The organism is Amycolatopsis sp. NPDC031561 (genome assembly GCF_055580625.1).
Map to the genome: position 1 here is coordinate 168,878 of NZ_JBVILA010000001.1, position 12,563 is coordinate 181,440.

Here is a 12,563-nt window from a genome sequence, read left to right on the forward strand (position 1 = left end):
CCGACCAAGACGCGTTCGATGGTCGACTGGTCCCTGGCCGCCTCGACGGGCGCGCTCCTGGTGCGCGGTGGCCCGGTGGTCGACCGCGAAGTGGCCGATGAAGCCGTCGCCGATCTGCGCGAACTGACCAGCGAGGCGGAGGGGCACGTCCGTGAGCTGACCGGGCTCGGCCTCGACCTGCCGCTGCTGCCCGCCGAAGTCGTCGACAGGCCCGGCTGGGTCCGTTCGGCCGCCGCGGGGCTCGACGCGCTCACCGGCCGCGCACTGCCGTCGGCCCAAGGCGGCCCGCTGGCGCCCGTGCTGGCCGGTGGCGCCGGCGTCCAGACCGGTCTGGTGCTCGCGTTCCTGGCGTCGCGGGTCCTCGGCCAGTACGACCCGTTCGGCGGGCCGGAACGCCGGGGCCAGCTGGTGCTCGTCGCGCCGAACGTGGTCGCCGCCCAGCGCGCGATGGACGTGCCGGGCCACGACTTCCGGCTGTGGGTCTGCCTGCACGAATGCACCCACCGGCTGCAGTTCACCGCGGTCACCTGGCTGCGCGACTACTTCGCCGACGAGGTCGAGCGCCTGATCGGCGGGCTCGCCGGCCGCGACGCGGACGGGCTGAGCGATCTGGTCGGCCGCCTGCCGGACACCATCAAGCAGATCGGCAAGGGCAAGGCGAGCGGCGCCGGTCTCGCCGAACTCCTGCAGTCGCCGAGCGAACGCGCGGTGTTCGACCGGCTGCTCGCGCTCTCCACCCTGCTGGAGGGACACGCCGACTTCGTGATGGACGCCGTCGGGCCGCAGGTCGTGCCGAGTGTCGAGCTGATCCGGTCGCGGTTCACCGCACGGCGCAAGGGCGGCGGCCTGATCGACCGCGTGCTGCGCGGCCTGCTCGGCGTGGACGCGAAGATGCGCCAGTACGAGCAGGGCGCGAAGTTCACCAAGCACGTCGTCGGCGCCGTCGGCATGGACGGCTTCAACGCGGTGTGGACGTCGCCGAACACGTTGCCGACCAGGGCCGAGATCACCGATCCGGCGGCCTGGGTGCGACGCCTGCACGGGTGAGCGGGCCGGATCCGGCGATCGCGGCCGTGCGGACGGCCGTGCGGGAGTTCCTCGCGTCGGCGAAGGTCACCGACGAGGTGTGCGTCGCCGTCTCCGGCGGCGCGGATTCGCTGGCGCTCGCCGAAGCGGCCGCGTTCACCGGCACCCGAGCGGGCCTGAAGGTGCGGGCGCTGGTCGTCGATCACGGGCTCCAGGAAGGTTCCGCCGAGATCGCGGCGAAGGCGGCGGACACGGCTCGAAAACTGGGCGCCGACAGCGCCGAGGTCCTGACGGTGAAGGTCGAGGGCCCGGGCGGACCGGAAGCGGCCGCCCGCCGCGCCCGTTACGGCGCCTTGCGCTCGGCACTTCCCGGCGGACACGGCCTCGTCCTCCTCGGGCACACCCTCGACGACCAGGCCGAAACCGTCCTGCTCGGCCTCGGCCGGGGTTCGGGACCGCGCTCACTGGCCGGGATGCGGCCGCACGACCCGCCGTGGGGACGGCCGCTGCTCGGCGTCACCCGCGCCACCACCCGGCGGGCTTGCCGGGCACTCGGCGTCGACCCGTGGCAGGACCCGCACAACGAGGACCCGCGGTTCACGCGTGTCCGATTACGAACGGAAGTAGTGCCCCTTCTGGAGGACGTGCTGTCCGGCGGTGTCGCGGCTTCGCTCGCCCGGACGGCGGCACAACTGCGTGAGGACACCGAGGCGTTGGACACACTCGCGGGTGAGGTCTACCTGCGCGCCTTCGCCGAGGAAGGGCTCGACGTCGCGGTGCTCGCCACCGAGCCGCCCGCGCTGCGGCGGCGCGTCCTCCGCAGGTGGCTGCTGGACTCCGGGGTCCGCGAACTGACCGACGCCCATCTCCGTTCGGTCGATGCCCTGGTGGGCAATTGGCGGGGGCAGGGGGGCGTTTGGCTACCCGGCGACTTGGTGGCCACCCGGGCGCATGGCAGGCTCTCGGTCGAAGCACCCCAATCCACCACCTAGAGGGGATCGTCCTGTGTACGAAGGCGAGATCGCCTCCGTGCTCGTCACCGAGCAGCAGATCAACGACAAGATCGCCGAGCTGGCCGCGCAGGTCGCCGCGGACTACCCGGCCGACGGCCCCGGTTCGGGGCAGGGAGACCTCCTGCTCGTCGGGGTGCTCAAGGGCGCGGTGATGTTCATGACCGACTTCGCCAGGGCACTTCCTCTTCCTTCACAGCTCGAGTTCATGGCGGTCTCCTCCTACGGCTCGGCGACCTCGTCGTCCGGCGTGGTGCGGATCCTCAAGGACCTCGATCGCGACATCGCCGGCCGCGACGTGCTCATCGTCGAGGACATCGTCGACTCCGGGCTCACGCTGTCCTGGCTTCTGAAGAACCTCGCCAGCCGCAACCCAGCCTCGCTCGAGGTCGTCTCGCTCCTGCGCAAGCCGGAAGCGGTCAAGGTCGATGTACCGGTCAAGTACATCGGGTTCGACATTCCCAACGAATTCGTAGTCGGATACGGCCTCGACTACGCGGAGCGTTACCGGGACCTGCCCTACATCGGCACCCTGGATCCGCACGTTTACACGTCCTGAGAACCGCTTGCCCGCATCGGCGGAAATGCGGAACCCTGAGCACGGCGAACGCGTCATAGGCTGCGATCAAGTGCGTTAACCTATGCGAAGACCTTCGTCACGAATCAGTCGTGACCTGGCCCGGGGGAAACGGAGAGAGCTCAGATGGGGAACAGCAGCTTGGCGGACGCGAACGCGTTCAAGAACGCCGCGGCCCAGGGCCAGGTCGGGATCGACCCGGACGCGGCCCAGACCGCACTGAACAAGATCCGGACCGGCAAGGACGCCGTCGAGGCGCTGCTCCACCGCGCCGGTGACCTCGGGCAGGCGCCGAAGCTGGGCAACAACCCGGTCGGCAACGCCATCGCCGCGAAGGTCGCGAACCGCGCCGACGGTGGCGGCGACTCGTACGCCGCCGCTCTCCAGAACCTGTACCAGCAGTACGAGGCGGCCGAGTCCGGCATCGTCACCGCGATGGCCCGTTACCACGAGATCGACCAGGCCGCGGCCGAGCCGTTCCGGAACGTCTGAGGGGGAGTCAGAAAGCCATGCCACCGAAGCACAGTGCCGACTCTTTCGGCGAGAACACCAGCAGCACCCCGGTCCAGCTCGGCGACAACTCGCAGGCCGCGGGCATCGTCTCGTCCGCTCGCGGGCGTTCGGACGGTTTCGACATCGGCGCCGACCGCGCCATCACCAACCCGCCGAACTGGGAGAGCGCCCCGACCAGCCAGGAGCTGTGGGACCAGGCCAACGTCGGCAACGACCCCAGCACCGCGACGGCCATCAGCCAGTCGTGGACCTCGCACGGCTCCAAGCTGAGCCAGGCGTCGAACGACCTCTACAACGCGATCTCCGAACTGGGCGCCGCCTGGATCGGACAGGGCGCGGCGAGCGCGCAGGGTTCGCTGGTCGCCATCGCGAACTCGGGCTCGCAGGCCTCCGAGGCCGCGCACACGATGTCGGACAGGCTGCAGAAGCAGGCCGACGCGGCCACCAAGGTCAAGCTCATGCCGAAGCCGACCAACTACACCCCCGAGGGTGCGTTGGGCGCGGCTCTCGCGGCGGGCCCGGTCGGCATGATCACCGACCAGAAGCCCCTCGCCGACCAGGACAAGGAAGTGCGGGCGGAGCAGGCCAGGTTCCTCGAGGCCTACACCAAGGAGATGAGCGAGGTCGACAGCTCGACTCCGAGCTTCGGCCCCGAATCCCTCGGCATGAAGCCGACCGCTTCGCACAACAGCGCTTCGTTCAGCGGTGTCGGCAACGTCGGCGGCGGTGGCCTCAACTCGGGCGCCGTCTCCGGCACCCCCGTCCTCGCCGGCACGCACGGCTACGGCGGTGTGCAGGGTGGTTCGCCCGCGGCGGCCGTTCACGGCGGTCCGGACTCGGGTGTGTTCTCGCAGGCAGGCTACAACCCCGCCGCCGGGAACCTTCCGGCTTCGGGTGTCGCTCCCGGCCCTGGCGCCGGGATGGCGTCCGGCGCCGGTGCGCCGATGGCCCCGCACGCCCCGGCGACCGGCGGCAACGGTCTCGGCCAGGCGCTCACGGCGGCCGCGCTCGGCGGCGGTCTCGGCTACGCCGGTGCCAAGGCGCTCGGGCAGGGCAACAAGTCCGGCGCGAAGGACACCGACAGCACCGACGCCGCGGCGACCGACAACGCGCCCGCGCAGAGCGCCGCGTCCCAGGCCGTTCCGCAGCAGGGCATCGTGTCCTCCAGCGGCACCATCGGTGGCGGTGCCACCCCGCCGATGCAGGGCATGGGCGGCGGCATGGGCATGGGCGCCCACGGCGCGCAGGCCGAGCAGGAAGAGGAGCACACGCACGCGTCGTTCCTCATCGAGCCGGACCCGGACGACGCCTTCGGCGCCAACGAGGCGACCCCGCCGCCGGTCATCGGTGCCTGGACCGAAGACGACGATCGCTAAAGCGGTTCTCACCGGGCGCGCGGCCTCATCGGCCGCGCGCCCGCTGACTTGTGCGAGCCTTTCGGCGGAGCGCCTGAACCCGCCCCGGCCGAAGGCCCCGCTATCGCGGTGGCAGGACACCCTCTCCGCGGTCGTGAGGTAGATGACCAGGCAGTGTCCTGCCGACGCCGATCGCGGACGCGGGTTCACCAAAGACACTAGGGGCGGATGATGGCGAACGGTGAGCTGCTCACCACGGTCGAGCTGGACTTCCTGTGGGAGACCGCGAACGCCGGAGAGCTGCCGTACCCGCTGCGGCTCCGCTCGCACGGGGCGACCGTGGACGAGCGCGCCGCCCTGCGGGCGCAGACGTTCCAGTCGCTGAACCAGCGCCGTCTCTCCGACGACCGAGGGCGTCCCGAGCCCCACATCGAGGACTACTTCGGTGTCCTCGCGAGGCCGGACCTGAGCCTGGACTGCGTCCAGCTCAACAATCCCAACACCGAACCGCTGCTCGCGGTCGCGTCGCTGTTCGGCGGGCAAGGCCTCCTGACGGTGCAGGACCCGCGCGGTTTCCACTTCCACCCCATTGCCCCGGACGGCCTTGCGAGCGCGATCGTCTCCCTCCTGCCGCCGGGTTCGCGCGGCACGGAGAAGTCGATCACCCTCCCACTGGACGGGCTCGTCGGCGCTTCGGGGGCGGACTTCCTCCAGCGCCGCCAGCCGCAGGTCGACGGCACGGCGACGTCCGACGAGGACCGCAAGGCACTCTCGCGACTCCAGGCGCAGCCGCGGCTGCGAGGCGGCCAGTTCGGCGCCAACGCGCGCAGCAAGCACGGCACGCGGAGCCGGTCTTCGGTGCTGAGCTGGTTCGACACGCAGTCGGGCCGGTACTTCACCCAGGCCACCCGCGGTTCCGACGGCCGGGACTGGATCACCATCGCGCCCGCGGATCCGGCGACGCTGCGGCACCGGCTCACGGAGATGCTGGGGAAGATCGCGGCCGACGCCTCTCCCGCACGCTGATCTCTCGGTCACTTCGCGTATGTCATGAAAGGGGCTTTCAGGACATTTTTCGTCCTGAAAGCCCCTTTCATGACATCTGGCGCACCCACAACCCCGACCACTATCCGCATCCGGCCGACGACTGTCGTACCCCTTCGCTATCGTGAACCCCCTGGGCGTCCCGAGGCCCAGGAGCCAAGGTGCCGGGAGGGCACGGAGCAATGCATCAGGAACACTTCACGCCGCTGGCGTTCGACTTCCTCTGGGAGTCCGCCGAACTCGGCGACCTGCCTTATCCGCTGCGCGTGCGTTCGCACGGCGCGACCGAGGCCGAGCGCCGGGCGCTGCGCAGCCGTGCCGAAGTCGAGCTCCAGGCCCGCGGCCTCCGCGACGGCAGGGGAAGGCTCGAGTCGAAGATCGAGGACTGGCTGTACCTCCTCGCCCGCGGCTCGCTGACCATCGACGCGCTGCACATCCCCGAGTTCCAGGCCCCGACGATCGCCGTGCTCGGCGCCACCGACGGCCGAAACGGGGTGCTCGCGATCCAGGACCAGTCCGGGATCTGGCTGCGCGAGGCCCCCGCGGACGGGCTCCCGACAGCGGTCGTCGACGTGCTGCCGCCGGGTCAGCGCGGCTCCGAGGCGTCCGTCACGCTGCCGATCGACGACGCCCGCCGCACCCAGCCGATCCGTGCCGCCGTCAACCCGACGAAGCAGGCCGAAGAGACCGAAGCCGTCAAGAACCGTCGTAAGGACAAGTCCCGCGTCTCACTCAGTGAACGCGTCACCGCGGACCCGCGCGAGGCGTTCGGCAAACTCACCGGCCAGCCCCGGCTGCGCGGCGGTCAGCTCGCAGCGAACAGCCGGTCCCAGGTCGGTGCCAAACAGCGGTCCCGGGTTCTCGGCTGGTTCGACACCGTCAGCGGGCGGTACCTCAGCACGTCACAGGCCGGACCGGACGGCCGCGAATGGGTCACCGTTTCGCCCGCCGACGTCAAGACACTCCGTACGCGACTCGGTGAAATGGCCGCCGGTGTGGCGGTCGACACACGCTAGGGTGACTGGCGCGTTCACGCTCCGGGAACCCTCACGAGGCGTCCGCCGTTTACGTCCGAGAGGCTCACCACCCTCGTCCGTCCAGGCGGGCGGTATCCTGAGGGGCGGGTGTCGGAGCACCATGGGTCGTCAAGATCGTGATGGCGGGTATCACAGGAGCCGCCCAACCAGGAAGGGTCGAGGCCACCAGGGCCGAGTCGTATGAACCGGAAGAGCGTGCTCAAGAACCCAGTGCTCTGGATTCTCGCGGCGGTACTGGCGTTTCTCGCCTACAACACGATCTTCGACAGTGATCGTGGCTACACCCAGGTGCCGATCTCGATCGCGAATCAGCAGATCACCGCGAACAACGTCAAGGAAGCCTCGCAAGAGGACAAGGAACAGCAGATCAAGCTGCTGCTGACCAAGAAGATCGAGGTCGAAGGCCAGCAGGTCGACCAGATCATCGCGCAGTACCCGGCGAACGTCGCGGGCAACATCTACGGCCAGCTCATCGGCCTCAAGAACGGCGACAACCCGGTCAAGTTCACGACCAAGGTCACCCAGCAGAACGTCCTCACCCAGATCTTGATCTTCGCCATTCCGCTGGCGCTGGTGCTGGGCCTGCTGATGTGGATGATGAACAACGCGCAGGGCGGCGGGAACCGCGTCCTCAACTTCGGCAAGTCGAAGGCCAAACAGCTCAACAAGGACATGCCCAAGACGACTTTCGGGGACGTCGCGGGCGCCGACGAGGCCGTCGAAGAGCTGTACGAGATCAAGGATTTCCTGCAGAACCCGGCGCGCTATCAGGCACTCGGCGCGAAGATCCCCAAGGGCGTGCTGCTCTACGGGCCGCCCGGTACCGGTAAGACGCTGCTCGCGCGAGCCGTCGCCGGCGAGGCGGGCGTGCCGTTCTACACGATCTCCGGTTCCGACTTCGTCGAGATGTTCGTCGGTGTCGGCGCCTCGCGGGTCCGCGACCTGTTCGAGCAGGCCAAGCAGAACGCGCCCTGCATCATCTTCGTCGACGAGATCGACGCGGTCGGCCGCCAGCGCGGCGCCGGCCTCGGCGGCGGTCACGACGAACGTGAGCAGACGCTGAACCAGCTCCTCGTCGAGATGGACGGCTTCGACGCGCGCGGCGGCATCATCCTGATCGCCGCCACCAACCGGCCCGACATCCTCGACCCGGCGCTCCTGCGTCCCGGCCGCTTCGACCGCCAGATCCCGGTGTCCGCACCGGACATGCGCGGTCGCAGGGCGATCCTCGAGGTGCACGCCAAGGGCAAGCCGATCGCGCAGGGCACCGACCTGAGCGGCCTCGCCAAGCGGACCGTCGGCATGTCCGGCGCCGACCTGGCGAACGTGCTCAACGAGGCCGCGCTGCTCACCGCCCGCCAGAACGGGCACGTGATCACCGACGAGGCGCTGGAGGAGTCGGTCGACCGCGTCGTCGGCGGCCCCGCCCGCAAGAGCCGGATCATCTCCGAGAAGGAGAAGAAGATCACGGCCTACCACGAGGGCGGGCACGCGCTCGCCGCGTGGGCGATGCCGGACATCGAGCCGGTCTACAAGCTGACGATCCTGCCGCGCGGGCGCACCGGCGGTCACGCCCTGCTCGTCCCGGAGGACGACAAGGAGTTGATGACCCGTTCGGAGATGATCGGGCGCCTGGTCTTCGCGATGGGCGGCCGGACGGCGGAGGAGCTCGTCTTCCACGAGCCCACCACCGGTGCCTCCTCCGACATCGAGCAGGCGACGAAGATCGCCCGCGCGATGGTCACCGAGTACGGCATGAGCGCCCGGCTCGGCGCCGTCAAGTACGGCCAGGAGCAGGGTGACCCGTTCCTCGGCCGCTCGGCGGGCCGCCAGGCGGACTACTCGCTCGAGGTCGCGCACGAGATCGACGAGGAGGTGCGCAAGCTCATCGAGACCGCGCACACCGAGGCGTGGCACGTGCTGAGCACCTACCGCGACGTGCTGGACGAGCTGGTCATCGAACTTCTCGAGAAGGAGACGCTGACCCGCAAGGATCTCGAGCGGATCTTCGCGACCGTCGAGAAGCGCCCGCACATCACCATCTTCAACGAGTTCGGCGAGCGGAAGCCGTCGGACAAGCCGCCGATCAAGACCCCCGGCGAGCTGGCGATGGAGCGCGGCGAGCCGTGGCCCCCGCCGGAGGAGAAGAAGGCACAGCCGGTGCTGCAGCCGGCGCCGACCCCGGTCGGTACCGCGCAGGGTGGCGGTGACCTTCCCGGTGGCCCGCCGTACGCGGCCCCGGTCCCGCCGCCGGACCCGAACGCCAACCCCTACGCTCCGCCGCAGCCGGGCGCCCACCCCAACGGTGGCCGCCCGAACGGTGGGCCGAACGGCACCGGCCACTGGCCCCAGGCATATGGTGGGCAGCAGCCGGGCGGTCCGGCAGGCGGTTATCAGGGTGGGCCCGTTGGCGGTCCGCCGAACTACGGGGCTCCTCCCGGATGGACCCCGGCGACTCAGCCGGGCGGACAGCCGAACCAGCCCTGGCGTCCCGCCGAAGACCGTCCGCGCGACACCTGGTTCGGCGGCGAGCCGGGCCAGCCTGGCGGTCAGCAGGACGAAGGACAGCAACGGCGTGACGACGGACAGGACGACACCAAGCGTTAACGGCGAAAGCCCGGTCTTCGACCAAGAGCGGGCCGAGAAAGCCGTACGCGAACTCCTGCTCGCTTGTGGTGAGGACCCGGACCGGGACGGTCTCTTGGAGACCCCGGCCCGGGTCGCTCGCGCTTACCGGGAAATGTTCGCCGGGCTCTACACCGAACCGGACCACGTGCTGGACCGCACGTTCGACGAGGCGCACGAAGAACTCGTCCTGGTGACGGACATCCCGATGTTCTCGACCTGTGAACACCACTTGCTTTCCTTCCACGGTGTCGCCCACGTCGGCTACATCCCGAACGGCCACGGCAAGGTCACCGGGCTGTCCAAACTGGCCAGGCTCGTCGATCTCTACGCCAAGCGCCCGCAGGTCCAGGAGCGCATCACCTCGCAGGTCGCCGACGCGCTCGTGCGCAAGCTCAAGCCCCGCGGCGTGATCGTCGTGGTCGAGGCCGAGCACCTCTGCATGGCCATGCGCGGGATCCGCAAGCCCGGCGCTCGGACGACGACGTCGGCCGTGCGCGGTTTGCTGAAGTCTTCGGCGTCCTCGCGGGCGGAGGCGCTGGACCTCATCAAGGGCCGTCGATGATCGCCCTGCCCCGGCCCGGCCGCTGCGCGGTGATGGGCATCCTCAACGTCACCCCCGATTCCTTCTCGGACGGCGGCCGCTACCTCGGGGTCGAGCAGGCGCTGGAGCACGCGCACGAGATGTGGGCGCGCGGCGCGGACCTGATCGACGTCGGGGGCGAGTCGACCCGGCCCGGGGCGTCCCGAGTGGACGCCGAAACCGAGATTTCCCGGATCATGCCGGTGATCCGCACCCTCGCGGCCGACGGTGTCGCGATGTCCGTGGACACCACGCGGGCCGAGGTCGCCCTCGCCGCCGTCGACGCGGGCGCGTCGGTCATCAACGACGTCTCCGGCGGGCTGGCCGACCCGAACATGGCGAAGGTCGCCGCGGAGACCGGGGTCCCGTGGGTGCTCATGCACTGGCGCGGGCACAGCAAGGACATGAACGCGCTGGCGTCCTATGAGGACGTCGTCGCGGACGTGCGCGCCGAACTGCTGTCCCGAGTGGACGAAGCGGTCGCCGCGGGGGTCGACCAGAGTGCGATCGTGCTCGACCCGGGGCTCGGTTTCGCGAAGGACGCCGAACACGACTGGGCGCTGCTGAACGGCCTGGATTCCCTCCTGTCACTGGGTTTCCCGGTGCTCGTCGGCGCCTCGCGCAAACGGTTCCTCGGGCGCCTTTTGTCCGGAAAGGACGGAAAGCCCGCTCCGCCGGACGGCCGGGAGAACGCGACCGCGGCCGTGTCCGCGCTCGCCGCGGCGGCGGGGGCATGGGGTGTGCGGGTGCACGAGGTCGGCGCGAGTATCGACGCCGTGACCGTCGCGGCGGCTTGGCGGAAGGGGAGTCCCGTTGTCTGACCGGATCACGTTGACCGGCTTGAGGGTCTTCGGCAGGCACGGGGTCTTCGACCACGAGAAGCGCGACGGGCAGGAGTTCGTCGTCGACATCGTGGTGTGGCTGGACCTCGGACCGGCCGCCGCGTCCGACGACCTGACCAAGACGCTGCACTACGGCGAACTGGCCGAACTCGCCGCCGGGATCGTGGCGGGCGAGCCGTACGACCTCATCGAGAGTGTCGCCGGGAAGATCGCCGACGAGGTCCTGCGCGACGAGCGGCTGACCGCCGTCGAGGTGACCGTGCACAAGCCGTCCGCGCCGATCCCGCTGAACTTCGACGACGTCGCCGTGAGTGTGCGGCGGGAGCGATGAGCCGCGCGCTGCTTTCGCTCGGTTCGAATCTGGGGGACCGGCTCGCGTTCCTTCAGTCGGCCGTGGACGCGGTGCGGCCCGCGGTGGTCGCGGTTTCGTCGGTCTACGAGACGAAAGCGTGGGGTGTCGAGGACCAGCCGGACTTCCTCAACGCCCTCGTCCTGGTCGACGACCCGGCTCGCGACCACTGGGACTGGCTGCGCGCCGGGCAGGCGGCCGAGCGGGAGGCCGAGCGCGTGCGCGAGGTCCGCTGGGGGCCGCGCACGCTGGACGTCGACATCGTGACCGTGGACGGGGTGCGCTCCGACGACCCCCGGTTGCTGCTTCCTCATCCCGGCACGCCGGAGCGCGCGAGCGTGCTGATCCCCTGGCTGGAGATCGAGCCCGACGCGGTGCTCCCCGGCCACGGTCCCGTCGCGGCCCTCCTCGCCGCCCGCCCGGCCTCCGACGTCACCTCCGTACGCCGGACCCCGCTCACCCTCACCCTCGCCTGACCCCCGCGTTTCGTCCTCTAGTTGCGGTAGTGCGTGGTGCGAACCACCGCAACTAGAGGACTGGTTGCGGTAGTGCGTGGTGCGAACCACCGCAACTAGAGGACGAAACGCGGGAGGGGGCGGGCGATAGCAAAGGTCCCTTGCTATCCCAGGGCGGAGCGCATGGCGGCGATGATCCACTCGGCCTGAGGCATTTGCGAGGGGAACGACGGCCAGCCGTTCATCTTCCCCAGCAGCACCCAGTAGTGCTCGGCGCGCGGGTCGGCGCTGACCGCCATCCCGTCGGTCAGCCGCTTCCGCCAAGCCGGGTCCGCCGCGTCCCGCCCGTTCCGCGAGGACTCCGAGAAGATCGTCTCCGCCAGTTCCCGGCCCTCAGCCGAGTCCGGCGCGAGGCCGGCTTCGAGCGCTTCGGCTGCCTTCGTGCTCCAGGCCATCCACAGTTCTTGCTGCTTCTCGCCGAAGTCCGCCCCGTCCTGCTTCCGGAGCTTCGAGTGCCACTCGCTCATCCGGCGGATGGACGCGCGGAACTCGTCGTCCTGCACGAGTTCGGCGAACTCGATCCACGCCTCCAGCTGCTCGGGCGTCGGGTCGTCGGGCAGTTCCGGTTTCGCCGAGCGCATCCGCTCGTAGAACTGCGGATCCAGTTCGAGCCCCTCGACCATGTCCTGCCAGAACTCGTCGAGCAAGCGTTTGCGGTCCTCGTCCGACATCGACGCGAGTTTGTTCATCAGTTCGACCTCCTCCAGTGGTGAGTCCCGTTTGGCCACCGCTCGCAGGACCGCGCGGCGCAGCTCCAGCCGCCGGATCTGCTCGTCCAGGGCGGCGACGTGCTGGACCGCGAGGTCCCCGATGGTCGCTTCCCTGGTCAGCGCCCGCTCGACGTCCGCGAGACCCAGCCCGAGCTCCCGCAGCGTCCGGACCAGCTCCAGGCGCGCCATCGCGGTGGCGTCGTAGAGGCGGTAGCCGGAATCGGTGCGGTCGGTCGGCGGCAGGAGCCCTTCGTCGGAGTAGAAGCGGATGGTCTTCACCGGCAGGCCGGTCCGTTTGGCCAGCTCCCCGATGGTGAAAACCGCTGCGGTGCCCATGTGCCTCATCGTCGACTCTCCAGTTGGTGGAGAGTCAAGCC

General features: G+C 70.0%; 13 protein-coding genes. 12 read left to right on the top strand and 1 reads right to left on the bottom strand.

From position 1 onward, the window contains the following. Window positions 1-18 precede the first annotated feature (18 nt). The 12 genes from ACZ5IK_RS00815 to folK all read left to right on the top strand — a co-directional run bounded on the left by ACZ5IK_RS00815 (window position 19) and on the right by folK (window position 11,437). Window positions 19-1,047, top strand: a complete 1,029-nt coding sequence (locus ACZ5IK_RS00815) for a zinc-dependent metalloprotease (RefSeq protein ID WP_465486676.1) — start codon at window positions 19-21, stop codon at window positions 1,045-1,047. Beyond that, window positions 1,044-2,018 (top strand): tRNA lysidine(34) synthetase TilS, encoded by a 975-nt coding sequence (gene tilS, locus ACZ5IK_RS00820; protein WP_465485971.1) that lies wholly within the window; start codon window positions 1,044-1,046, stop codon window positions 2,016-2,018. The genes ACZ5IK_RS00815 and tilS overlap by 4 nt, the downstream gene beginning before the upstream one ends. A gap of 13 nt (window positions 2,019-2,031) precedes the next feature. Next, window positions 2,032-2,595 carry a hypoxanthine phosphoribosyltransferase gene (gene hpt, locus ACZ5IK_RS00825; protein WP_016337783.1) on the top strand — a complete coding sequence of 188 codons (564 nt, stop codon included), beginning with the start codon at window positions 2,032-2,034 and terminating at the stop codon, window positions 2,593-2,595. Between the two features lie 144 nt (window positions 2,596-2,739). Beyond that, entirely contained in the window at window positions 2,740-3,105 is a 366-nt protein-coding gene (locus ACZ5IK_RS00830) for a hypothetical protein (protein WP_184896715.1), read from the top strand. A gap of 17 nt (window positions 3,106-3,122) precedes the next feature. Continuing rightward, window positions 3,123-4,502, top strand: a complete 1,380-nt coding sequence (locus tag ACZ5IK_RS00835; RefSeq protein WP_465485972.1) for a WXG100 family type VII secretion target — start codon at window positions 3,123-3,125, stop codon at window positions 4,500-4,502. A gap of 210 nt (window positions 4,503-4,712) precedes the next feature. After that, window positions 4,713-5,507 (top strand): ESX secretion-associated protein EspG, encoded by a 795-nt coding sequence (locus tag ACZ5IK_RS00840; RefSeq protein ID WP_465485973.1) that lies wholly within the window; start codon window positions 4,713-4,715, stop codon window positions 5,505-5,507. Between the two features lie 200 nt (window positions 5,508-5,707). Then, window positions 5,708-6,541, top strand: a complete 834-nt coding sequence (locus tag ACZ5IK_RS00845; RefSeq protein ID WP_465485974.1) for an ESX secretion-associated protein EspG — start codon at window positions 5,708-5,710, stop codon at window positions 6,539-6,541. A gap of 201 nt (window positions 6,542-6,742) precedes the next feature. Next, a complete protein-coding gene (gene ftsH, locus ACZ5IK_RS00850; RefSeq protein WP_465485975.1) occupies window positions 6,743-9,169 on the top strand; it encodes an ATP-dependent zinc metalloprotease FtsH in 2,427 nt (808 codons plus the stop codon). Further along, complete coding sequence (gene folE / locus ACZ5IK_RS00855) at window positions 9,138-9,752, top strand: GTP cyclohydrolase I FolE (RefSeq protein ID WP_465485976.1); 615 nt, start codon at window positions 9,138-9,140, stop codon at window positions 9,750-9,752. The genes ftsH and folE overlap by 32 nt, the downstream gene beginning before the upstream one ends. Then, complete coding sequence (gene folP / locus ACZ5IK_RS00860; protein ID WP_465485977.1) at window positions 9,749-10,591, top strand: dihydropteroate synthase; 843 nt, start codon at window positions 9,749-9,751, stop codon at window positions 10,589-10,591. Before folE ends, folP begins: the two co-directional genes overlap by 4 nt. After that, entirely contained in the window at window positions 10,584-10,943 is a 360-nt protein-coding gene (folB, locus tag ACZ5IK_RS00865; RefSeq protein WP_093933318.1) for a dihydroneopterin aldolase, read from the top strand. The genes folP and folB overlap by 8 nt, the downstream gene beginning before the upstream one ends. After that, complete coding sequence (gene folK / locus ACZ5IK_RS00870) at window positions 10,940-11,437, top strand: 2-amino-4-hydroxy-6-hydroxymethyldihydropteridine diphosphokinase (RefSeq protein WP_465485978.1); 498 nt, start codon at window positions 10,940-10,942, stop codon at window positions 11,435-11,437. The genes folB and folK overlap by 4 nt, the downstream gene beginning before the upstream one ends. 143 nt (window positions 11,438-11,580) lie before the next feature. Here the strand turns inward: folK and ACZ5IK_RS00875 are convergent, their stop codons facing one another. After that, window positions 11,581-12,522, bottom strand: coding sequence for a MerR family transcriptional regulator (locus tag ACZ5IK_RS00875; protein WP_465485979.1), 942 nt, complete (start codon window positions 12,520-12,522; stop codon window positions 11,581-11,583). Window positions 12,523-12,563 lie beyond the last annotated feature (41 nt).